The following is a 22,115-nucleotide window of genomic DNA, read 5'->3' on the forward strand; positions in this document are numbered from 1 at the left end:
CCTTCGGCTTGCCGTTAAACGACTTGATAGCCAACTGCTGGGCACTGCTGACTTTATGGCAATTCAGCGTGAGAAAGTGGCGCTGTCCAGCTAGGCTCGGTCAGAAAGCCCCTTTCGGCATTACCCTCCCCCCGGGAGGGTCGGGCTCTCAGGCCCGGGGAGGGCCCACTGAATTTCGCCAAGTGGAGGATCTACGTCGCGAGTCCCCCTCCCCGCTCGTTCCTCGCGACCCTCCCGAGGGGAGGGTGTCGTTGGGAGTTTTCTGGCAGAGCCTCGCCCGTGGCGGCGGATTGCCCTCCCCGGACGCTGGGCTCTGTCAGAAGACCCTGAGCCGACGGCGCTAGCCGCGGGTGCTGCAGCGAAAATTCCGGGCTGCGAGGCCCGAGGCTAGCGCCTACGGCTCACCCGAGGCTAGCGCCTACGGCTCACCCGAGGCTAGCGCCTACGGCTCAGAAAAAAATTGGACGCTCGCCCGTGGCGGCGGATGCCGGCGCGACGGCCTTGCCAGATTCGTAGCCATAGCTACAATCTCACCCGCAACCGTAGCAAACGCTACAACGTAGCAACCCCTACGTCGCAGCCGGCACTACGGATTCTGGCCCTTCCCGTTTTTCCTTGTCCGAGAGGAGAGTTGTCGATGCTCCCGCAGTCGAGACGTTCGCGGTGCGGATTCACGCTGGTCGAGCTCCTGGTGGTGATCGCCATCATCGGAATGCTGGTAGGGCTGCTCCTGCCCGCGGTCCAAAGCGCCCGTGAGGCGTCGCGGCGGATGCAGTGCCAGAACCACCTCCGCCAACTGGGCGTGGCCATTCACAATCACGAGCTGACCTGGAAGCAACTGCCGCCCGGGTATCTGGCCGACGTCGCCGCCGTTCGCCGGGGAGAGCTCTCGGGCGAAGCATTCGACGCGGTGACCTGGGACGCTGCTCCCGGCTGGGGCTGGGGTGCGCGACTGCTGCCGTTTCTTGAGCAGACACCGCTGGCCGACCAGATCGATTACGAGCAGCCGCTCTGGAGCCCGGCGTTTGCTGGAGCGGTGGCGACCCGCTTAGAGGTTTTTCTCTGCCCGAGCGTCTCGGGGAGCCACGACGCGTTCGAGCTAGTGGATGCCGCGGGGCAGCTGCTTCAGAAAGGCGGCGCGGCAGTTCGGGTGGGGCGCAGTCATTACGTCGCCAGCCACGGTCAGGAAGAATGCTGGGGGGACTGTTCGGGCCCAGCGGGCGGTGTCGACGGAGAGGTCGCTCGAGTCGCCGACGGACCGTTTTATCGGAACTCGAAGACGCGGTTCGCGGATGTCACTGATGGACTTTCCAACACGGTTTTTCTCGGCGAACACACCTCACGGCTGAGCGACAAAAGCTGGGTGGGGGTGGTGCCAGGTGCGTTCGTACACCCGCGGATTGAGTCTCCGGACAACGGTGCCGAATCGGCTGCGACGCTGCTCCTCGTCCATAGCGGTCCGGCCGCCGGAGAGCGGGATGCGCTCGGCAATCCGATCATCCATCCGCCGAACTTTCCGACTCGCCATGTCGGTCAGATGCAGGCAGAGCACCCCGGCGGTGCGAACGTCCTGATGGGTGACGGCGCGGTTCGCTACGTCTCCGAGACGATCCACCGACCGACGTTCGCAGCGATGAGCAGCATCCGAGAAGGCGAGGTGGTCGATGTCCCTTAGAGCTTTCCTCAATTTCGGATGGTCGATCGCGCTCCTCGGTTTGGTCCTCTGCAGCGGCTGTGGGTACCCGCGGGTCAGCCCGGCCGCGTTCGAGACGGCCAAAGTCGTCGAAAATCTCTGCAACCTGGAAACGGCGCCGCAGATTCCTCAGGCGCGGGCGCTGGTCGCCGAACAGTTGCGCTCTGGAGAGATCACGCCCGACGAAGCAGCGCTGCTCGAAGAGATCCTCGACGAAGCCGAAGCAGGCGATTGGGCCACAGCATCCGAACAAGCCCGCCAGCTGCTCGAAGCCCAAAACGAATACCCATAGTCGCCTTTCGCTCCACAAAAGCAGCGCATCCATAGTCGCCTTTCGCTCCGCGAAAGTAGCGCACTCATAGTCGCCTTTCGCTCCGCGAAAGTAGCGGAGACACACAACTTTCGCGGAGCGAAAGGCGACTATGGGCGGAGCGAAAGGCGACTATGCGCGGAGCGAAAGGCGACTATGGGCGGAACCAACGACGAGCCCCGAAGCAACTGTCGGCATTTCGGCGACCTGCTCGGCGATGGCGCGCTCTTCGTCGGTCGCCACGATGTAGACGGCCGCCGGGCTGCGGTCGGTCGAAATGCGGTAGACGGGGCAATCGCCGCGCTCCCTTCCGCCGCTTGCCTTTCTCCCGCTCGCAGCGTTGCCAGCGGCACCTCGCCGACACACTTGCCGGCGGCCAGCATCGCATCGGCGTCCCGGAGATTCTTGACGATCTGCTCGGGCGTGTGCCGTCTTCGTTTCTTGCTCAAGTGAAAATCCTCCAGCCGGAAGTGGCCTCAGACTTTCATAACCTCTGGATCAGGATTTGGGGAGCATTCCGCGTATCGCTCCGGTATAGATCCTATGCCAGCCTCACCACTGCACCGTCTCACCGCCGCTGCGTGTGAACAGTCCCCGCAAGGAGTCCTTGGGCAGATCTAGGGGGACAGCCCTCGCTGATCCATCGCCGTAGGCGGTCAGAAACACTCCTGGAAAGTGCCCGCCGAGCCCCCGCTCCGGATTCTCAGGGTCGATTCCATATGCCCCTGGCTTGGTCCAAATCTCGGCATGTTCGTCGTCCACTTCGGTGACCATGATGGTGTTGGACAGGCCGTCAGTCACCTGCTGGAAGCGAGCCACTTCACCGGGAGGAAACATCGAACCCTCGCCACCGGGAACGGCGAAATTGGCTCGACCGTCGCGCTGAAGATGGCGAGAGAGAGGAATGTAAAACACCTCAGGCATCTGTGGAATCAGTTCCCGGTTGTGGGCACTGTCCCAGGCTTCATCGAGCCGGAACTTTTCGTACAGTTCCCGCTCGCCCAGGTAGGGCAGTAGCTGCACACGCCAACTCAGCAGGGGCCGTCCCTGCTCATCGGTCGCTGCCGCCGTGGGTAAGTGCCCGAAGGTGTCGTGATAAGCATGTATCGCAAGGGAGAGATGCTTCAATTGCCGCATGGCGTGCTTCCGAGCTTCCGCACGCAGCCCACTTTGTATAGGTTCAGCGATGAACTGCAGCAGATGTTGCAGTGTCTCGCTCGACGCATCCAGATTCAGCCGCAGTTGATCTCCCTCGCGGGTGGGAAGAAGGCTGCTGAGGTGCCGGGCCAGTTCTGGCCACTCCTGTGCAAAGGGAGCATGCGTCTGCAGGCTTACCACGCTTCGCTCGGCGACCTCGCGTAGCTCAGTCGCCGCGGTCGCATCCGATGCTTGAAGCGTCAGCGTCGCGGTCGGATTCGGTCGTGAATCGATTCTGAGGGTGATCCACCGGATTCCCCGGGTCAGCGGGTGAATGCTTCCACCGCCGAGAGCGACCGGCAACCGCGGCTGAACGACTTCGACGGCGCGTCGCTGATCGTCGTTCGCCGCCACAACGGCCCAAACGGCGGAGTCTTCCATTTCTTCCAAAGCCTCTTCGATGGCAGAGGAAGGCTGTGTTTCAAGATTTGCAAGACGCTCCAATGTCGAGGCCGCACCGAACACCGTAGCGCTACCGATCGGGCGAGATTGAACGTCTCGATCTTGCCCCTGCTCAAGCAACACGGTCAGAGCATCTGCATTTAAGGATTCGGTCTGGGGCACGACGACGAACGGCATCTCGCCAAACGGATCGAATAGATCGAACACAAAATAAACTTCTTCAACGTCGCCGTCCTCGAGGATGCGCTGCATAGCTACAACGCGATCGGCCACGCGAGTTGCATAAGGGGTGCCAACTGGCATCACCCGCTCAACCAACGCCACCGCCGAATCGCGTTCCAAGGCCTGTGTCTCGACTCCCACGACCGCGACGGTCTGGGAACTGAGCAGCGGCTTTAGAAGATCAAGTGCATCGGTGTCTGCAGCAATTGACGCAGAGGAAAAACATGCGAAGAGAGCTACGTTGCTGACCAAACTCAGAGCCAGACGAGAACCGGATCGGTACATGCTAAGATCTCCATTTAGGGTGTGGCTGTTGCGAAGCGAACTTCCGCGTGAAGAGAGTCAGAGCCCGAAGGATGGCTCGGAGGACCTTCGATGATTGCTGTCTGCTGGTCGACGCGGTACTCGAATGGCTTTCCCGTCATGGGGTCCAGCGGGATCGGAACTTCGAAAGCGTCGAGCGAAGGGGGGATTCGCCCCTCATGACGTGAGCCGTATAACCGGATGGCTTCGACCATCCGCAGCACCGCAATCTCTCGCTGGGCGCGGGCCATGGCGTATCGGTAGCCTTGAAACGCAGGCAGAAAGGCACCTGAGAGTGGCAGGATTTCTTCAGAGTCAGCCTCCGCGAAGACGTTCTCCACCGACGGTTGCGGATGGCTGGCGGGATAGGGGACGAACAGCCATTTGAGCAATCCATCACGCCGAGCTTCGTACTGCAGCATGCTGTAGGCGAGGATGGCTTGAGAGACCGCCAGTTTTTCAACTCGATCGGATTCCCACCCGGCATCGATCAGTCCCTGCTTTGCGATCGGGTATCCCCGCACGACATCCCCGAGAAAAGCCAACTGGTCGTCACTCTGATCGGTGAAATTCCTGGCTAACTTCCAAACTTCCTCCAATTGGCCTCGCCAGTACTCCTCGCCGTATTCCGATCGTGTTAGATCTTGCAAGAATGGAAAGCTAAGCTCCAGGGCGGCTAATTCCGCCTCGATTCCAGGTCGGGCGTTGATGAGTGGATCGGGCAAGGCCGTCAGTGCCCAGTAAAGATTCGGGGATTCCGGATGCTGCACGAACTCTCGCACTTGGCGCGACATCGCATTGCTTTCATCAATCCCCACCAGCCCATTGACCATGGTGTGGCCCTCCGCAACGAAGCGCGCAAGTGCATATCCACTTTGCAGACTGCGGATGGCGCCTTCAAAATCGCGTTTCGCGACCTGCCGGCGCACACGAACAGCAAGCAACCTGCTGAATTGACGGGTTTGTTGAGTCTCCGGAAGCAGCATTGTGTAATACGGTTGATCGCGGAACGGCAACTGCCAGTCGACATGATCCGAGCGGGCGGCGTTCTCGAGATGAAAGAAAATCGGGCTGTCGCGTGTCGCCTTTTGGATCTGCTCGTTGGCGAGCACCTCCTCGAGAGGCCATTCGTCCGCCTGCTCGATGGCCTTCCACATCTCGCGATCTACGAAGAAAGCCTGCTGTTCCGCAGCCACCTTGCCATACCAGACGGCGGCATTGCCAGGACGCTGCTCTAAGAGCGGCGGCATCAAGCGGTGCTTGAGCGCGGGTGTTGGATCACCGGCGGGATGTACCGTGAAGCGAATGATGGTGCCGGCATCCTGTGCAGCAGCCGGCTTCGGGTTTGCCGCAACACAGGCTAACAGCAGGAAGACTGCATGCCGTAACTGAGGGAGTCTCATACCTAAGTTCCTAATAGGATTGGGGTGCGAAATTCGGAATTGTTTCGCCCGAGGTTCTCCAGGAGCAGTTCTCTCCGTTGTTGGTAGTGGGTCGGCGGGGCGGGGTTCTCAGATAACTCGGAGTCAGGCTCCTCGGCCGTGGCCGTATTCTCCGGTCGCGGAGGCGGCAACGATTCCCAGGGACTCACTCCGTGTCGCAGGAGCATCGAAATCAATGCAAGCCGTGCCGTGTCGTGCGGCTCGGCCGTGACTGAGCGGCCGCGGTTCCGCAACCCGCCTTGAACATGCGGCGACTCGGAGCCGGCTGGGGATGCTGCGTCTGGCTCTGGTACATCTGCCTGCGCAGCGGCATCCGTCAATAGGCGGTCCGCCCCGGGGCCTTCAGCGACGGAGTTTCCCAAGCGGGGCTCTGGCAATGCAGCCACGACTTGCACGCGTTCCACCGCCGGGACTGGCGGCCGCAGCCAGGCCATCAGCAGCACCGTGGCGGCGACGGCCAAGCTGGCCGAGAGGGTCGATGCCTTGGCCACACTCCAACGCGGGTTCACCGGCGGTGCAGAGGGCTGGACGGACTGCCGCCCGGCCTGATACCAGAGCTGGGCTTGGTCGAGGCGATCAGTGCGCGGCTCGAGTCCGCCGAGCACCGCTTCCAACGCACGCAGCTCAGGCGGCAAGGGGCGCTCGGCCGAACGTCGAAAATCGTCTAGGTCGTCGTCTTGGCGGGACATGGGATACGCATCTTTTCTCGAAGTGTTTCCAAGCCGCTGACGTAGCGGCGATACGCGGTGGCTGGCGACGTGCCCGTCAGCACGGCGACTTGTTCATACGACAGGCCGCCCCACAACCGCGCGACAATCGACTCGCGCTGCTCAATCGGTAATTGCTCGAGCGCCTCGACGGCTGCTTCCGCATCGAGGCGCTGATCGACGGCGGGCTCAAACCATGGCGGGCGGCTTTCCGAGGCGAGCGACTCGCGTCGACCTCGCCGGCTTTCCGTCCGCGCAGCGTTGATCGAGCCATTGCGGACGACTCGGTACAGCCAGGCGACTGGGTCCGCAGGCATGTCGGCTTGGCGGAGCAACTGCAAAAACGCGTCCTGGACGACGTCTTCCGGAGTCCGACACCACTGCTGGGCGTAAAGCACCAGGGCCGGACCGCGGTCGCGGATCAGCCGCACAACGGCGTCAGCCTCCGCATCACCCATCCACTCCACCATCTACTGTGCACCCGAGCATCCCACCGAGCGGCGGCTCCATCGCCGCCCGCTATTCATTCAACACCGCGGGGCCAACTTAATTTCAAAAAAATGCCCCTCATGCGGCTCCAACCCTCCGACACGAGCAACCACTGCCTCGAAGGAGCTGAAAACCTGTTTGTCACCGACCGGTTCGTTAAGATGACAGCCGTTCCCGTTCCTTTCCCCTGCCCCAACGATATCTCATGCGGACTTGCAAATCCTTTGTTCTGGCCGTGGCGGCTGCCGGGTGTGCGGTCGTGCCGGTTTGCGTCGCCCAGTCGCCAAAGACGATTTACGACGAAGGACTCGTTCCGAAGTACTCGCTTCCCGATCCGCTGATCACGGCCAGTGGCGATCAGGTGGTGAGCGCGGAAATGTGGCGAGAGCAGCGCCGCGGAGAAATTTTGGAATTGTTTGCAACGCAGGTGTATGGGAAGGCGCCGGCGGCTCCGCCAGAGATGCGTTTTGAAACGCTGTCGGTGGACAAGGAAGCACTCGCAGGGAAAGCCACGCGCAAGCAAGTTCGCGTCTTGTTTACTGGCAAGAGCGATGGCCCCTCGATGGATATCTTGATCTACCAGCCTCACACTGCCTCCACCGATTCCCCAGTGCCGGCTTTCTTGGGACTTAACTTCTACGGAAACCATACGATCCATCCCGATCCCGAGATCGTGCTCTCCGAGAGCTGGATGCGGAGCAATCCGGACAAAGGGGTTGTCGACCACCGCGCCACCGAAGCCTCGCGGGGCGTGAGTGCGAAGTCTTGGCCGGTCGAGAAGATTTTGGACCGCGGCTATGCCCTGGCCACGATCTACTGTGGCGACATCGATCCCGATTTCGATGATGGCTTTCAAAATGGCGTCCATCCGCTCGGCTATGAGCCAGGGCAGAGTCAACCGAAACCCGACCAGTGGGGAACGATCGCGGCTTGGGCTTGGGGACTTTCGCGGGCTCTCGACTACCTCGAGAGCGACGCCGACATCGATGCGAGCCGAGTGGCCGTGATGGGGCATTCGCGGCTCGGCAAGACGGCGCTGTGGGCTGGGGCGAGCGATCCGCGATTCGCGTTGGCGATTTCCAACAACTCGGGCTGCGGCGGCGCGGCGCTCAGCCGCCGACGGTTCGGCGAGACGGTCAAAGTGATCAACACGGCGTTCCCCCATTGGTTCTGCGGGAACTTCAAGCAGTACAACGACAACGAAGACTCGCTGCCGGTCGACCAACACATGCTGATCGCCCTGCTCGCTCCCCGGCCGGTCTACATCGCGAGCGCCGCGGAGGATCGGTGGGCTGACCCGCGAGGTGAGTTTCTCGCAGGGCTGCACGCCGATCCGGTCTACCGCCTGCTCGGCACGCCAGGGCTCGATGCTCCGCAGCTCTCGGCCGAGAGCATGCCCGAGGTGAATGCACCGATCGGTCACACGATTGGCTACCACATCCGCAGCGGCAAACACGCAGTGACCGAGTACGACTGGCAGCAGTACCTCGACTTTGCCGACCGCCATCTGAAGTGAATTCCCCGCTGATTCGCGGCGGCGAAGTGCTTCGCTGGCTGCTCGAGGAGCGATGTTTTGATGTCCGCCAGCTCGATGCAGCCGAGTTCCCGGATTGGTTGCGAAGGCACCAGGCCCGCTGGGAACGCGACGCGGCATTCGCCCAGCGGGCCAGGCTGCGCGATCTGCGTCGCTCGTGCCCAAGCCTCCTCCAGCTCGAACGGGAGCTTCGCCGCGCGACCGCAGCCGAGGCGGCGACCGCTTCGCATGCTCGACGGCAGACGCTCGAGCGAGCGGCCTCGGGCGCCGAGCAGGCGATCGCTGGGCTAACCAATGCACTCGCCCGAGCCGCTCCCGAGGACCGGACAAGACTCGCCGAGAAGCTCGAGTCGTTCCACGCGCGACAGCGAACGCTTCGCTCGCAGCAGGAGCAATTGACTGCGGCGAGTCCCGAGCTGCAGAACCTGCTCCGGCTCCGCGACCAGCTTCACGCTCTCCGCGCTGACTGCGGAGTGGAAGAAGTGGAAGCGGAGCTGGCTCGCCTCGAGCGAGTGCGAGGGCAGGGCACGGGGCGGTCCGGCTCCACCTTCGAACACCAAGCGGAGTCGCTGATCGAGCAAGCCATCCTCCCCGACCTGTCTCCCCCGTCGGGCGAGGTGGCGATTCTGCGGGGAGTGACGCTGGGTGCGGCTCGACTGGAGCTCGATGCGGTCGTGGTGCGGCAGCCGGCGGACCCGGCGGCTGCGGTGGAGGTACTCGCGGTCGTGGAGGTCAAAAGAAACCTCAACGATCTGGCCCACGGATTCCGGCATCGCCAGGAGAACTTGGCGTGGTTGACCGGCGACTCCGCAGCCTACGACCCCGCAGCCTACGACCCCGCAGTCTACGACGCTGGGGCCTATCGCACGCGGCGGTTCATCCGCGGGCACTTCGATCGCCCCGCGGTCCACTCGCAAGCCGGAGTCGATTACCTCTTCACGCGTGAGTCGTTCCGCGGCTTTCGACGAGACGCCGTGACTTCGCTGTTTCTCGACTCGCTCTACTTGCTGACGCGTCCGGGAGCGATCTGGGGAATGCCCAGCAAAGCGCTGAACCGGCTCAGTCACCGGCTCGCGAGCGACCCCGAACTGGACTTGGCCGAGGCGTCGGCGGTCGAGCGGTTGCTGCGTTGGTGCCACCGGCAAACGCATGACCTGGAGACGCCCGACGTGCTGCGGATGTACGGCTCGAGCGAGTCGCGGGCTCGCCAAATTCTCTTCGCCACCCGACCTTCGTCCGGTGCGCCGCTTATAGTTGAGGCTTCGAATTTCAATCCTTAAACTCCGATGAGGGATGGCTGGATGATCCACAACCGATTCCGGGGCATGGCGCTCGCCTGCATACTCGCCTGCACCGCGGTCCAAGCGTCTCTTGCTGGCGGGGCAGAGCCGGAAGCCGACCGCCGGCTGCAGCAGTTTTTCGCCGACCAGGTCGCGGAGATCGAATCGACCACCTTCGCTGGCATCGATTCGGCCGAAGCCTGGCAGGAACGACGCCAGGAGCTCCTGCTGCAGCTCCGCGAAATGCTGGGGCTCAACCCGTGGCCCGAACGCACGCCGCTCAACGCAAAGACTCGGGGGAAACTCGAAGGGGACGGCTACATCGTCGAGCGGGTTCTGTTTCAGTCCCGCCCCGGGCTTTACGTCACCGCGAATTTCTATCGGCCCAGCGAAGTCGAAGCCCCGCTGCCGAGCGTTCTGTATGTCTGCGGCCACAGCCGCCAGAAAGCCGATGGAGTGAGCTTTGGAAACAAGGCTGGCTATCATCACCACGGGATCTGGTTCGCCCGCAACGGCTATACCTGCTTGATCATCGACACGATCCAGCTCGGCGAGATCGAGGGCGTGCACCACGGGACCCACAACCTTGGCCAGTGGTGGTGGCCGGCTCGCGGTTACACCCCGGCTGGGACCGAAGCCTGGAATTCGATCCGGGCCCTCGACTATCTCGAGTCGCGTGAGGAAGTCGATCCCAAGCGAATCGGCGTCACGGGCCGAAGCGGCGGTGGTGCTTACAGCTGGTGGGTGGCCGCTCTCGACGAGCGTGTCCAGGCTGCCGTTCCCGTGGCGGGAATCACCGATCTTCGCAACCACGTCATCGACGGTTGTGTTGAGGGACACTGCGACTGCATGTTCATGGTCAATCGCTACCGCTGGGATTTCGGGACCCTCGCTGCCCTCGTCGCTCCCCGCCCGCTGCTGATCAGCAACTCGCACCGCGACCGCATCTTCCCACTCGATGGAGTCGTGCGAGTTTATCGCGACGCTGAAAAAATCTATCGCTTGCTCGATGCCGAAGATCACCTTGCGGTGCACCTCACCGCCGGTCCCCACCGCGATACCCAGACCCTCCGCGTCGGCGCCTTCGCGTGGTTCAATCGCTTCCTCAAAGATTCCGAAGAGCTGATCCGCGAGCCGGCCGAGAAACAATTCGAACCCCGCGAGCTCCGCGTGCTCGCTCCCCAAGAGACGCCTGCCGACGAGCGGGTGACGAACGTCCAAGAATGGTTCGTGCCGCAGGCCGAAGCGAACGTGCCCAACGATGCCGGCAGCTGGATAGCGATGCGAGATGCTTGGCTGGCGGGGCTCGAAAACGTTCCGGGAGCGACCGCGCTGCAAGTCGCCACGACCACACCCAAAGTCGAGGAAGCTGAGACCCTCCGCGTCGATGAAGTGACCGTCCGGCAGTTGACCGCCGAAATCGTTCCTCCGCTCGAGAGCCACATTTTTCTGGTCGGGCCCAGCGATTCCGCTGCGGTGAAACGCGTGCGACTGTGTCCCTGCGAAGAGAGCGATGCGGGGCTCTCGATCTGGCTCGGCGATCGAGCGGTCGCCGTCGACGCCTCCTGCAAAGCGGTGGCCAGCAACGCTGTCATCCGCCGACACGTGAAAGACAAAGGCGAACTGCTGGTGATCGTTCCCCCGCTCGGCCACGGACCGAGCCAGTGGAGCGGCGACGAGCGAACCCAAACCCACATCCGCCGCCGCTTTCACCTGCTGGGAATGACGGCCGATGCGATCCGCGTCGCCGAGCTTCGCGGAGTCCTCGAGTGGCTCGACGTGCACCCCGAATTGCAGGACCACCCGGTCACGCTCGCAGCCCAAGGAGTCGCCGCCGTCCGCGGCTTGTACGCGGCTCTCGGCCAGGCGTCGATCGAGAGGCTCGAGCTCGCCGAACTGCCGGCCGACGACCGCAACGGACCGATCCTGCTGTTCGCCGAACGCGTCTGGAACGTGCCGCAATTGCTGGCCGTCGCCAGCGAAGAGCGGACGACTCGCGTCACCGGCAGCGACGGCGCGGCCACCGATTACCTCGCGGCCGTCGCCGAAAAACTCGGCTGGAAAAACATCACCACCGAGTGAGTCATCGCACCGCGTGCCCTTCGCTTTTCGGAGCGGCTTCGGTCTCGAGGCCGCTGAGGTAGGCGACCAAATCGCGCAGCTCGCGCGGCGTCAGGTACTTGACCAAATCGGCGGGCATCGCCGACTGGCCTCGACGCCGCGCGACGATTTCCTCCGTTGGCACTCGCACCAGCGAACCGTCGGCTCGGATCAGTTCAACGACCTCTTCGGTCTCCCGGCGGACGATCCCCGTGTGGACCGTCCCCAGGTCATCGGCGATGACGGTGGTTTCAAAACCTTTGGCGATCTGTGAGTCGGGCGTCACGATCGACTCGAGCAGATACCGCCGGTTCTTGTCTTTGGCGATCGCCGTCAGATCCGGCCCGACCTCTCCTCCTTGGCCAGCCACCTTATGGCAGCGAACGCAGGAGACTTCGGTCTTGGTGAAAAAGAGGGTCTCGCCCCGCTCGGCATCGCCGCCGGCAAGCGAGGAAAGCCAGGGAGCCAGCGGGTCGGCCGTGGTCGCTTTGGCAAGCTGAGCATCGAGCTTCGCGACCAATTCCTCCTCCCCACTTTGGCGAGCCGCCTCGATCACGTTCAGCTCCACGTCTTTGGCAAGCGAGCCACTCAAATAGTCCGCCACACCGCGAGTGAGTTGCTGCTGGGCGGCGGGATGGGAAATGGTTGCCAGCGCATCCCAGGCAGCTTGCTGCTCTTTGCTGTCGTGGCCGCTCTGCGTCGATGCGATGATCAAGTCAAGCGACTCAGCCGGTGCTGTATCGGCCAACGTCTCGAGCGCCGCGACGCGGACGGCGGTGGCGGTCGATGCACTCGCAGCGGAAGGGCCGAGTAGCTCCGTGGCCTGCACGGCGGCCGCTTTGGGATCGAGGACGGCCAGTGCTCGGAGCGCCGCAGCACGCGAGGCTTCGTTCAGCTCCTCGTCGGCCAGTCGCTCGGCGAGCAACGGTGTGATCTCGCGAAGCCCGAGTTCCGCCGCCAGCGTCACCGCCGCGGTCCGTACCGATTCGGGTCCCGCCAAAACTGAGGCCAACGATTCCTGCAACGCCACCTGCGCCTCCTCAGCGGGCCGCAGGCCGAGCGGCCGCCAATCGTTGAGCACGCGATCCCGCTCATCCGGCGACGCCCACTCGCCAAGCATCGCCAGCGCTTCGAGACGCATCGACTCCGGAGCCGAAGCCCGACCGGCGTACCGAGCAATGGCCGCGGCCGCCTCGGGAGTGCCCAGACGGAAATTCGCGTTCAACACGCGACGGATCAATGCCTCGTCATTCAGCGGACGCTCAAGGAGCGACGCCAGAGCCTCGGTCGCCGGGGCAATCGGAAGATCATGGATCGCCCGCGCGGCCTCGACGACAACCCGGCTATCCCCATCGTTGAGAAAGCGAGCCACCTCGGCGGCTCCCTGCCGACGCAGTGCCACTACCGCTGCTCGCCGAACATTCGCGCTTCCATGCTCGGCCAGTCCCGCAAGGGCCGCGGCGTCCGCGATCGACGAGAGCGCCATCACCCCGCCGTGTCGCAGAACCGGGTCGCGGTTGTCGTTCTCGGCTAGCATGGCCACGATTGCCGGCATCGCCTCGCCGCTCTCCAACCACCCCAGTGCTCGAGCCGCAAAGTACCGGACTCGCGGGGACTCGTCGGCCAACATCGCAGTCAGTCGCTCCTCGCCCCCCACGCTCGCGTGCTGACCGGCAAACTGAGCCGCAGCGGCTCGCACGTATGGATCGGGGTCGACCAGCAGGCGACGCACGAGCTCACCCGTCGCCTCTTCGAGCCGTTCCATCCGCCGCGCGATCTGCTCCATTCCCCACAGCCCATGCAGCCGCGGCAGCGTCTCGAGCGCGGAGTCCCCGGCCACCCGTGCCAAGGCAGTGGCTTCACCGCGCCGAGCCAATTCCCACTGAGCCTCGAGCCGCACACGTCGATCGGTATGCGTGAGCAGGGCTGCCAGCCGGGAAACGCCAATCCCCGACCAGTCTCCTGCAAGCAACTCCGCGACTTCGCGGACCTCGGGCGATTCGGCGTGCTTCGGGTCGGTCAGCCGATACACCCGCGCCTTCCCTTCGCCATTCCAGCCATCGACCCAATCGCTCACGTACAGCCCGCCGTCGGGCCCAAAAGCAACGTCGGTCGCCAGCATGCTCCAGATCGGCTGCGCGTCCTCGGCCAGCGTGTAAAAGGCTCCCTCCGCCTCGACCCGAAACGTCCGCACGCCGCTATTTGCCGCACTCCCACGGAAATCGGCTAATAAGAACGTGTCGCGGAGCGAGTCGCCAAAGCCGGTTCCCGGATAATACGCTAGACCCGAAGGACCATCGGCGAAATTCGCGACCGGCGGCATCAGATAGGCAGGCTGCTCGTCGTGGAACGGATGCCATATCTTCTCCCGGTTGAACGGCCCCCGGTCGGGCAGATACTGGTAGTACATCCGCCAGCCACTGTCGCCGTCCTGGACGACGTAGACGATCCTGGCACGGTCACCACTGTCGCTATTGTTATCGCCGGTAAATAGATCGCCGTAATCGTTGAACGCTAGCTCTTGAGGATTTCGCAGACCAACCGCGAAAACTTCCAGATCGCTGCCGTCCAGCTCACAACGAAAGACCGCACCGACCGCCGGGTTGTGCAGCACATCGCCTTCCTTGCTCACGACATGGTAGCCACGATCACCGATACTGAAATATAAGCGGCCGTCAGGGCCGAGCACCAAGCCGTGTAAGTCGTGGCCGCGGAAAGCCACGCGGACACCATACCCGTCACTCATCACCACCCGCTCGTCAGCGACACCGTCGGCGTCCGAATCGATCAGGTTATAGAGCTTAGGAATATTGGTGTAATAAACATTCTTCCCACGTGCTAAGACTCCTGCACCGGTGCCATCCTCAAGCTGATTGAACCCCGAGGCGTAGACGCGTGAGGAGTCGGCAACGCCATCGTGATCGGTATCCTCCACCAGCCGAATGCGGTCGTCCTGCTTTGTATACTCGGCCGCAGCGTCGCCGAGCAGCTCGCGGTGGTAATCGATTCGATCTTGCACGGTTTGGGCCGCCAAGTCCGCCTTCAACCATTTCTCATCATGCCCGCGGTTATCGGTGACACCCTGGTTTTGGCGAAAGGTTTCGCAAACGAACATCCGCCCCAAGTTATCGATATCGAATGCGACGATGTTGGCGACATCCGGCTCCGCGGCGTAAAGCTGAATCTGCCAACCCTCCGGAATGCGAAACCCGGCGATTGCCTGGGCGCCTTCTTCAGAAGCCTCGGCGATCGTGGGAGGCACCGGCTCGGAAGCAGGCCCGTCGTCACCCGCCCATGCGTTGAATGGTAGGAGACCCACGGAGACGGCGAGCGACAGCCAATAATTGCGATTCATCTGAAGCACCTAAAACCTCTTTAATTCGGCAGAACGCCCCTCAATCCCCGCGAGAACGGCGAGTTCCACGCCGCTACAGAGATCAACATAGCGCTGCCCTGAAATCGGGTCAAGGAAACGCCGCAGCGAGGGCCGCGACGGCGCGACTGCGATGCGTCACATGATTTCGCTCCACTTCATCGAGCTCCGCCATCGTCTTCCCGAGCTCCGGGATGAAGAACAGCGAGTCGTAGCCAAACCCCTCGCCGCGCGGGAGACTCAGAATCTCCCCCCGACATTCCCCCTGACCTTCGTACCGCACCATTCCGCTCGGATCAGCCACGCAAAGCTGGCAGACGAAACGTGCAGCCCGCCCGCTGCACGACTGGGCCGCCAACTCGGCGAGCAGCTTAGTGCGGTTCGCTGCCATATCCGCGTTCGGCCCGGCATAGCGGGCCGTGAACACCCCCGGTCGCCCGGCCAGCGCATCGACCTCCAACACGGTGTCGTCGGCCAACGTCCAGCGGCCCATCTGCCGGGCGATCTGCGTCGACTTCAGGCGCGCGTTTTCCGCGGCGGAATCCGCTCCCTCCTGCACATTCGGCAATGCCAATCCCAGCGCGGCAGCGGTCACGATCCCGATGGGAAGCGAGGCGAACAGCGACTGGAACTCGCGGACCTTGTCGAGGTTCGTCGTCGCCAGTAGCAGCGATAGCCGGGGGTTCATACGCAAAGCACTCTGAAGATGGTGGAGGGAGGCAGGTCGGCCGGCAGAATCCGCCCCCTGCGTCGGCTGGGCCCGCTTCCTGTTCGGCTGGGCCCGCTTCCTGTTTGGCTGGGGCCGCTTCCTGTTCGGCTGGGGCTCTGGGGGGATCCCCCCTCAAGGCACCGCACCGCCCAGGCGGCAACCGTCGGCGGCGAAAAATTTTTCCGTCCGCTACCCCTTGGGCCACGGCGGCTGGCCTGCCCCCAGCGGCTCATTAGGACCCTTCATTCCCCCTTACAGGAACACCATTAGATCCGCTAATCATTACAGCACCCATCTGAAACAAAAGTCGCAGAAGAAACCTTTCAATTCAATTTCGCGTCGGTTACTACTAGGACTCAGTCATAGCGAAACCTTTGTGCCTGGCGCATCACAACTTCAGGAATGTCGATCACCGAACCGGGCTTGTGAGGTTTCGTCGCCATTAGTTCCGCGAAGGCATCGCAGATGTGTAATGTTCGCGGAACAAAAGCGACATTGCGGATGTGTGTTGCACGGGCAAATTCATCACCGTTCATTTTCCATATCATCAGCCACCGGGTGTTAGGTTCTGCGTTGCGAAGGAGCGGATCCCGTTCTATCGGAAAGCCGCGAAAGCCAGCGAGAGACATAGCACGTGGTTGTCCGCCTCAACCGCGTGCTGTGGAAGCGGCGATCGGTCGGACGTCTTGGCCATCCGTTGCCTTGGCGTCCGGCCGCGCCGCGAAGCCTCAGCGGTCGACCGGGTAGCCGGCTTCGGTCCAACCGCTCCAGCCTCCGTCCATCGAGAGGACGTCGGTGTAGCCCATCTTTTGCAGGTTGTCGGCAGCCAGTGCCGAGCGAAATCCGCCGCCGCAGTACAGCACGAGCTTGCTCGTCGGATCGGGAAAGTGTCGCTCGATGTCCCGCTCGATGATTCCCTTGCCGAGATGCACCGCCGCAGGTAAACGCCCCGCCGCGTACTCGCTCTCCTCACGCACATCCACCAAGGTGAAGGGAGTTTCTTCGTCGATCCATTGACGGACATCGTCCACCGAGCACTCGCGAATCCGCGACTTGGCTTCTTCAACGATCTTCAAGAAACGGGGCGAGTGCTGCTTGGCCATGCATCGGACTCCAGCGGCTAGGGGTCTTGGCGGGGAACTAGTTACGCCCTCTTCAGCGTAAGCGGTCGGCGATCGACGAGCGAGCGGGCTGGCTGGGCGAGAGGGCCCCTTGAGCGAGAGGGCCCCTTGAGCGAGAGGGCCCCTTGAGCGAGCGGGCCAGTCAAGCGAGCGGGTAGCCCCCCGCTCTGCGTGGCGTCGTTCGCGAGGTTCGCCTGGTCCAGCTAGAATGCGTCCGGCCGCCAAGGCCGTGAACCTCTTTTCTTCTGCGCGTACTGCGAGTGTTGAGCAAATGCGGACGTTCCTGCTGCGAACCCGACCCTTTGTGTGGAGCATCGCTGGGGCGATCTTCTGCGGGCTGGCTGCCGGCTCGGTGTTTTCCACTAGGACTGCGATCGCCCAGCCACCCACAGGGGCCAAGAGCTCGCAAGCGGCCGTGCTGGTGCAGGAAGCCGAAGCCGCTCGGGCGCCCGATGTCACGGCCGGGATGATCGAGCACGCTCGTGCTCATCCTTCCGGTCAAGCTGCGTACAGCTTTGACGCTTCCGCCTTCCGCGGCGACGTGAGCGATCTGCCCATCGGCGTCTTCGACTCGGGCATCGGCGGCCTGACCGTGCTCGAAGCGATCCTTGCTTTGGATGCGTATGACAATGAGACTCTCCGCCCGGGCCCCGATGGCCGCAAAGATTTCGAGAACGAGCGGTTCGTCTACTTGGGCGATCAAGCCAATATGCCGTACGGCAACTATGCGGCGTCCGGCAAGGAGGATTACCTCCGCGAATTGATTTTGAAAGATGTGAGCTTTCTGCTCGGTCGCCGCTACTATCCCTCCGCGACCGCTTCGCAGCCCGTTTATGACAAGCCGCCGGTTAAAGCAATCGTGATCGCCTGCAACACAGCCACCGCCTATGGTTTGGAAGATATCCGCCGGGCGATGGAAGCCTGGCAGCTGCCCGTGATCGTCGTCGGAGTGGTGGAAGCCGGGGCTGCGGAGGTTGCCAACCCGCCAGGAGACCGTCCCCGCCAAAGCGAGAAGCCGCAGAGCATGAAATCTCCGGGCACGGTGGCGGTGCTGGCCACGGTGGGGACGTGCAGCAGCATGGCTTACCCCCGAGCGATTGGCCGAGCCGTGGGGCTCGCCGGCCAGCGGGTGCCGACGATCATCCAACAGGGCTCAGTCGATCTGGCCAAAGCGATCGAAGAGAATCCTGCCGCCGCCGGCGAGCACATCCGTCACGATGTACTCGCGTTGCTCGAGGAATACCGCCGCACAGGAGGCAGCGAACCGATCTCGACGGTGGTTCTCGGCTGTACCCATTTTCCCTTGGTACAAGATCAGATCGCGGCAGCCTTTGAACAATTTCGCAGCTCCGACGCTTCTGGAGGCAACTCTTTTGCTGCTTTGATCGCCGAGGAGATTCGCTGGATTGACCCTGCGGAACTGACGGCCAAGGCGCTGTTTCGAGAGCTGGCCAAAGCGCGCCTCCGAAGAACGGCTGACGAAGCAACGGCGGCCGGCGAAGATTTGCTTTTCCTCTCGGTCCCCAACCGCGATTGGCCCGGAGTTCAGTTGAACGACAACGGAGGCCTCGACCACGACTACAAATATGGTCGTGAAGTCGGCCAGCTTTCAGCCGAGTCGACGCGTTACGTGCCGATGACCCAAGAGCGGCTTCCGGCGTCGAGCCTCAATCTCATCCGCAACCGGCTTCCCGAAGTTTGGAAGCGACTGCAATGAGCATGATCGAACTCGACCCACCGCCTGCCAACTGCAAAGCATCTCCTTCGTGTCGCCCAGCGGGTAAAGGTTTAGACTTCGATGAGATCTTTCATTGCTGCCTGTGCTCTGGGGATTGTCGCCGTCACTTCGGTGCTCGCGTCGGCTAGCGACCGCCCCAACGTCGTCCTAATAATTACGGACGACCAAGGCTACGGCGACCTTGGCTGCCATGGAAATCCGGTCTTACAAACCCCGCATCTCGACGAGCTTGCTCGCCAGTCGATGCGTTTGACCGATTACCACGTTTCTCCAACTTGCTCTCCGACGCGGGCGGCGCTGCAGACGGGCCGCTGTTCCAACCGCACGGGCGTGTGGCACACGATCATGGGACGCTCGATCCTCCGCCGCAACGAAGTCACCATGGGTCAGGTTTTTGCGGACGCAGGCTACGCGACGGGGCTGTTTGGAAAATGGCATCTCGGCGACAATTTTCCGTCCCGCCCCGAGGACCGAGGATACAACGAAGTGCTGCGGCACGGCGGAGGAGGCGTGGGTCAGACGCCTGACTATTGGAACAACGCCTACTTTGGTGGCAGCTATTTCCACAACGGGAATCCGCAACCGTTCGAAGGCTTTTGCACCGATGTATGGTTCGCCTACGCCCGCAATTTTATCCGAACTCAGCGGCGCATCGGAAAACCGTTCTTCGCTTGCATTGCCACCAACGCTCCCCACGGTCCGATGCACTCGCCACCGGCGGCAGCCGCACCTTACGCCGAGTTGCCATCCCACGTCGCCAATTTCTACGGAATGATTGCGAACATCGATGAGAACGTCGGGCGTCTGCGATCTTTCCTCGCCCAGGAAGGGTTGAGCGAGAACACGATCTTTATCTTCACCACCGATAATGGCACCGCGGCGGGTGGAAAGATCTTCAATGCAGGGATGCGTGGCACGAAAGGAAGTCCTTACGATGGCGGACACCGCGTCCCTTTTTTCATCTCGTGGCCGGCAGGCGGTCTGCAAGGTCCGGCTGAAATCGATACCCTCACCGCTCATGTCGACGTTCTCCCAACGCTGATTGATCTTTGCGAAATCGAGTCGCCTCAGGGGGTAGCATTCGATGGCCGCAGCATCCGTCCGCTCCTCGATGCCGCGCACGCACAAAAGCCCGCACCGTGGCCCGAGCGGATTCTCGTTACCGACTCCCAGCGCGTGAAGGATCCGATTAAGTGGCGGCAGAGCGCGGTAATGAGCGATCGCTGGAGACTGATCAACGGCGAGGAATTGTATGAGATAACAATCGATCCGGGGCAGCAGAACGACGTTGCCGCGGATAACCCCCAGGTTGTCGCGGAACTTCGCGCGTTCTATGAGAGCTGGTGGCAGGAACTGGAGCCGGGATTTGCCGACGATGCATTCATCGTGATCGGCCACCCCGCCGAGAATCCCGCCACGCTGACTTGCCACGACTGGATCACCACACGCCTCAGCCCGTGGAACCAGGCCCACATTCGCGAAGCCATGGGGGGTGAAGAGAACACAGGCTACTGGAACGTCGAAGTGGCGACGGCGGGCGAGTATGTCATCCGCTTGCGCCGTTGGCCGCGTGAAGCGGACGCAGCCCTCGATGCGGCATTGCCAGCGGGCGAAGAGGTCCCGGGAGAGCGGGCCTACCGGGCGCGGCCTGGGGAAGCGGTTGCGATCCGCAACGCGAAGCTCCAGATCGCCGATCGATCGGCCGAGCAGTCGGTGCCCGCCGGAGCGAAGGAGGCTCGCTTTCGCCTCCGCCTCCCTGCCGGACCCACAAGGCTCACCGCCAGCTTCGAGACCGAAGCGGGCGAGACTCTGGGAGCCTACTACGTTGTGGTCGAAAAGCTCTGATGCCTTCGGGAACGCCACCCACAGGGCACCGCCCCCCCCATTGCGCCGACCGGCCGCCGGTCTCTTAACCTCCGGCGCGGAGTTTGCTACAGCGGGAGCTTGTTCTAGTAGGGGTCTGCTATAACAGGGGGCTGCCCAAGCCGCAGCACGCCCGCACTCGACATCGATGATCGTTCCGCTAAAGCCGACGGGAATATGGGATTGCCGAATTTCTGGACAATTGTGGGAGTGATCCTGCTCGTTGTCTATTTCTCAACTTGGCTGCTGATCCCATGGATTCTTCTCAAACGCTCGGTCCATCCCTCGGCTTCGGTGGCGTGGATCATGGCGGTCATCTTCATCCCCTTCTTGGGCCCGCTGCTCTGCGCCCTCATCGGGGTGACACGGTGGGAGCGGCGGACTCCCCAAAAGCAGCTCGCTTCAGCCATCATCGATAGCCTCACTCCCGACGTCCAAGACGAGTTTCTAGCTCCCGAGCCGGAAATGGGAGCGTGGTCGTCGCTCGGCCGCATGACGACCGAGCTGGTCGGAGCCAAGGTGACGGCGGGCAATAAGATCCAGATCCTGCCCGACACGAAACGCTCGGCCAAGTTGATCGAGCAAATCGTCGATGAGGCACAGGAATGGGTTCACGTCGAATTCTATATTTGGAACCGGGACAAGTTCGGAACGCGATTGCGAGATTTACTGGTCTCCAAAGCGAAGCAAGGCGTCGAGGTACGTCTGCTGTACGATGGCATCGGTTCCATGTGGATCAACCGCGAGTTCCTCAAACCATTGCGCGCAGCCGGCGTATCCACCGCTCCATTCAATCCCGGACACCGCCTCACCAGCCTGCTCACTTTAAATCTCCGCAATCACCGCAAGCTAGTGATCAGCGATGGGCGGGTCGGCTTGACCGGAGGGATGAATATTGGTGACGAGTATATTCGCCCGACGGTCGGCTACGGTCACTGGCGGGACACGCAAATTCGACTGAGCGGACCTGCCGTGCTCCAGTTCCAAAAGGTGTTTGCCCGCGACTGGTACTACGCGACCGGTGAGGCGCTGACCGACGCGAAATATTATCCGCGTCCAACTACGCCAGGCGACGTGCCCGCAGCGGTCGTGGCCGATGGCCCCGATGATGAAGTCGATGCGTTCTACACCATGTTTGTCGCCGCAATCGGAATGGCCCGCGAGCGGGTAACCTTGGCGACGCCCTATTTCGTGCCTCCCGAAGGCTTGGCCGTGGCGCTCGAAGCGGCCGCCTGGCGAGGCGTACGGGTCAGGATGATCGTTGCCAACCGTGGCAACTTCCTCTGGACCCTCAAGGCGGGGCAGTCGTACTACCAATCGCTACTGCAAGCGGGCGTGGAAATCTACGAGTACCAGAGAGGAATCTATCACGCCAAAACACTGACGATCGATGGCAAGTGGTCGATGGTCGGAACCCCCAACTGCGACTTTCGCAGCTTCGTGCTGAACTTCGAGATTGCAGTTTCGATGTTCGACGAGGATGCCGCCAAACAACTCGAAGATGAATTCGAATCGGACCTCAAATACGCGCAGCGGATCGACTGGGAAGCGTGGCGTGCTCGCCGCAGGACGACCAAGCTGCACGAGCGGTTTTGGAGACTGTTTGCGCCACTGTTCTAGGCTCGGAGTGTC

16 protein-coding genes are annotated in these 22,115 nt (G+C 62.5%); 8 read left to right on the forward strand and 8 right to left on the reverse strand.

The features are described from left to right. Positions 1 to 637: 637 nt before the first annotated feature. Together GNK13_RS14535 and GNK13_RS14540 are read left to right on the forward strand one after the other, a co-directional pair. Positions 638 to 1,675: a DUF1559 domain-containing protein gene (locus tag GNK13_RS14535; protein WP_164103282.1), complete on the forward strand. Its 1,038-nt coding sequence runs from the start codon at positions 638 to 640 to the stop codon at positions 1,673 to 1,675. Beyond that, a complete protein-coding gene (locus GNK13_RS14540) occupies positions 1,665 to 1,985 on the forward strand; it encodes a hypothetical protein (protein WP_164103283.1) in 321 nt (106 codons plus the stop codon). The genes GNK13_RS14535 and GNK13_RS14540 overlap by 11 nt, the downstream gene beginning before the upstream one ends. A 570-nt stretch (positions 1,986 to 2,555) precedes the next feature. Here the strand turns inward: GNK13_RS14540 and GNK13_RS14545 are convergent. Genes GNK13_RS14545 through GNK13_RS14560 form a run of 4 tightly spaced genes read right to left on the reverse strand, consistent with a single transcriptional unit; the run spans position 2,556 to position 6,734 of the window. Then, positions 2,556 to 4,109, reverse strand: a complete 1,554-nt coding sequence (locus tag GNK13_RS14545) for a DUF1559 family PulG-like putative transporter (RefSeq protein ID WP_164103284.1) — start codon at positions 4,107 to 4,109, stop codon at positions 2,556 to 2,558. A gap of 14 nt (positions 4,110 to 4,123) precedes the next feature. After that, positions 4,124 to 5,530: a hypothetical protein gene (locus GNK13_RS14550; RefSeq protein WP_164103285.1), complete on the reverse strand. Its 1,407-nt coding sequence runs from the start codon at positions 5,528 to 5,530 to the stop codon at positions 4,124 to 4,126. 2 nt (positions 5,531 to 5,532) lie between these two features. Continuing rightward, positions 5,533 to 6,258, reverse strand: coding sequence for a hypothetical protein (locus GNK13_RS14555; RefSeq protein WP_164103286.1), 726 nt, complete (start codon positions 6,256 to 6,258; stop codon positions 5,533 to 5,535). After that, positions 6,234 to 6,734 carry an RNA polymerase sigma factor gene (locus GNK13_RS14560; RefSeq protein ID WP_164103287.1) on the reverse strand — a complete coding sequence of 167 codons (501 nt, stop codon included), beginning with the start codon at positions 6,732 to 6,734 and terminating at the stop codon, positions 6,234 to 6,236. Before GNK13_RS14560 ends, GNK13_RS14555 begins: the two co-directional genes overlap by 25 nt. Positions 6,735 to 6,970: 236 nt before the next feature. On the opposite strand from GNK13_RS14560, the gene GNK13_RS14565 reads away from it, so the two are divergent. The 3 genes from GNK13_RS14565 to GNK13_RS14575 are packed head-to-tail and all read left to right on the forward strand — an operon-like array spanning position 6,971 to position 11,661. Then, positions 6,971 to 8,281, forward strand: a complete 1,311-nt coding sequence (locus GNK13_RS14565) for a glucuronyl esterase domain-containing protein (protein WP_203329072.1) — start codon at positions 6,971 to 6,973, stop codon at positions 8,279 to 8,281. Beyond that, positions 8,278 to 9,579 (forward strand): hypothetical protein, encoded by a 1,302-nt coding sequence (locus GNK13_RS14570; RefSeq protein ID WP_164103288.1) that lies wholly within the window; start codon positions 8,278 to 8,280, stop codon positions 9,577 to 9,579. Before GNK13_RS14565 ends, GNK13_RS14570 begins: the two co-directional genes overlap by 4 nt. A gap of 21 nt (positions 9,580 to 9,600) precedes the next feature. After that, a complete protein-coding gene (locus GNK13_RS14575; RefSeq protein ID WP_164103289.1) occupies positions 9,601 to 11,661 on the forward strand; it encodes an alpha/beta hydrolase family protein in 2,061 nt (686 codons plus the stop codon). 1 nt (position 11,662) lies between these two features. On the opposite strand, the gene GNK13_RS14580 is transcribed toward GNK13_RS14575, so the two are convergent. From GNK13_RS14580 to GNK13_RS14595, 4 genes are all read right to left on the reverse strand, one after another. After that, positions 11,663 to 15,034 carry a PVC-type heme-binding CxxCH protein gene (locus GNK13_RS14580; RefSeq protein WP_164103290.1) on the reverse strand — a complete coding sequence of 1,124 codons (3,372 nt, stop codon included), beginning with the start codon at positions 15,032 to 15,034 and terminating at the stop codon, positions 11,663 to 11,665. A gap of 109 nt (positions 15,035 to 15,143) precedes the next feature. Then, on the reverse strand, positions 15,144 to 15,740 hold the full coding sequence (locus GNK13_RS14585; RefSeq protein WP_164103291.1) for a non-canonical purine NTP pyrophosphatase: 597 nt from the start codon (positions 15,738 to 15,740) through the stop codon (positions 15,144 to 15,146). A 377-nt stretch (positions 15,741 to 16,117) separates the two neighbouring features. Then, the gene (locus GNK13_RS14590; protein ID WP_164103292.1) at positions 16,118 to 16,297 is read right to left on the reverse strand and encodes a hypothetical protein; all 180 of its coding nucleotides are present in this window, start codon (positions 16,295 to 16,297) and stop codon (positions 16,118 to 16,120) included. Between the two features lie 192 nt (positions 16,298 to 16,489). Continuing rightward, the gene (locus GNK13_RS14595) at positions 16,490 to 16,864 is read right to left on the reverse strand and encodes a rhodanese-like domain-containing protein (RefSeq protein ID WP_164103293.1); all 375 of its coding nucleotides are present in this window, start codon (positions 16,862 to 16,864) and stop codon (positions 16,490 to 16,492) included. 289 nt (positions 16,865 to 17,153) lie between these two features. On the opposite strand from GNK13_RS14595, the gene GNK13_RS14600 reads away from it, so the two are divergent. From GNK13_RS14600 to cls, 3 genes are all read left to right on the forward strand, one after another. Next, positions 17,154 to 18,599, forward strand: a complete 1,446-nt coding sequence (locus GNK13_RS14600) for a glutamate racemase (RefSeq protein ID WP_164103294.1) — start codon at positions 17,154 to 17,156, stop codon at positions 18,597 to 18,599. Between the two features lie 81 nt (positions 18,600 to 18,680). Then, entirely contained in the window at positions 18,681 to 20,465 is a 1,785-nt protein-coding gene (locus GNK13_RS14605; RefSeq protein ID WP_164103295.1) for an arylsulfatase, read from the forward strand. A gap of 228 nt (positions 20,466 to 20,693) precedes the next feature. Continuing rightward, positions 20,694 to 22,103 (forward strand): cardiolipin synthase, encoded by a 1,410-nt coding sequence (gene cls, locus GNK13_RS14610; RefSeq protein ID WP_203545368.1) that lies wholly within the window; start codon positions 20,694 to 20,696, stop codon positions 22,101 to 22,103. Positions 22,104 to 22,115: the final 12 nt, after the last annotated feature.

This window comes from Candidatus Laterigemmans baculatus (assembly GCF_010367455.1).
Classification (GTDB): Bacteria; Planctomycetota; Planctomycetia; order Pirellulales; family Pirellulaceae; genus Laterigemmans; species Laterigemmans baculatus.

Excerpts from the sequence above, each read along its gene's own strand:
- GNK13_RS14540 (WP_164103283.1), top strand. The coding sequence starts at position 1,665 with ATGTCCCTTAGAGCTTTCCTCAATTTCGGATGGTCGATCGCGCTCCTC.
- GNK13_RS14600 (WP_164103294.1), top strand. The coding sequence starts at position 17,154 with ATGCGGACGTTCCTGCTGCGAACCCGACCCTTTGTGTGGAGCATCGCT.
- GNK13_RS14565 (WP_203329072.1), top strand. The coding sequence starts at position 6,971 with ATGCGGACTTGCAAATCCTTTGTTCTGGCCGTGGCGGCTGCCGGGTGT.
- GNK13_RS14545 (WP_164103284.1), bottom strand. The coding sequence starts at position 4,109 with ATGTACCGATCCGGTTCTCGTCTGGCTCTGAGTTTGGTCAGCAACGTA.
- GNK13_RS14590 (WP_164103292.1), bottom strand. The coding sequence starts at position 16,297 with ATGAACGGTGATGAATTTGCCCGTGCAACACACATCCGCAATGTCGCT.
- GNK13_RS14535 (WP_164103282.1), top strand. The coding sequence starts at position 638 with ATGCTCCCGCAGTCGAGACGTTCGCGGTGCGGATTCACGCTGGTCGAG.
- GNK13_RS14555 (WP_164103286.1), bottom strand. The coding sequence starts at position 6,258 with ATGTCCCGCCAAGACGACGACCTAGACGATTTTCGACGTTCGGCCGAG.
- GNK13_RS14605 (WP_164103295.1), top strand. The coding sequence starts at position 18,681 with ATGAGATCTTTCATTGCTGCCTGTGCTCTGGGGATTGTCGCCGTCACT.
- GNK13_RS14580 (WP_164103290.1), bottom strand. The coding sequence starts at position 15,034 with ATGAATCGCAATTATTGGCTGTCGCTCGCCGTCTCCGTGGGTCTCCTA.
- GNK13_RS14595 (WP_164103293.1), bottom strand. The coding sequence starts at position 16,864 with ATGGCCAAGCAGCACTCGCCCCGTTTCTTGAAGATCGTTGAAGAAGCC.
- GNK13_RS14550 (WP_164103285.1), bottom strand. The coding sequence starts at position 5,530 with ATGAGACTCCCTCAGTTACGGCATGCAGTCTTCCTGCTGTTAGCCTGT.
- GNK13_RS14585 (WP_164103291.1), bottom strand. The coding sequence starts at position 15,740 with ATGAACCCCCGGCTATCGCTGCTACTGGCGACGACGAACCTCGACAAG.
- GNK13_RS14560 (WP_164103287.1), bottom strand. The coding sequence starts at position 6,734 with ATGGGTGATGCGGAGGCTGACGCCGTTGTGCGGCTGATCCGCGACCGC.
- GNK13_RS14575 (WP_164103289.1), top strand. The coding sequence starts at position 9,601 with ATGATCCACAACCGATTCCGGGGCATGGCGCTCGCCTGCATACTCGCC.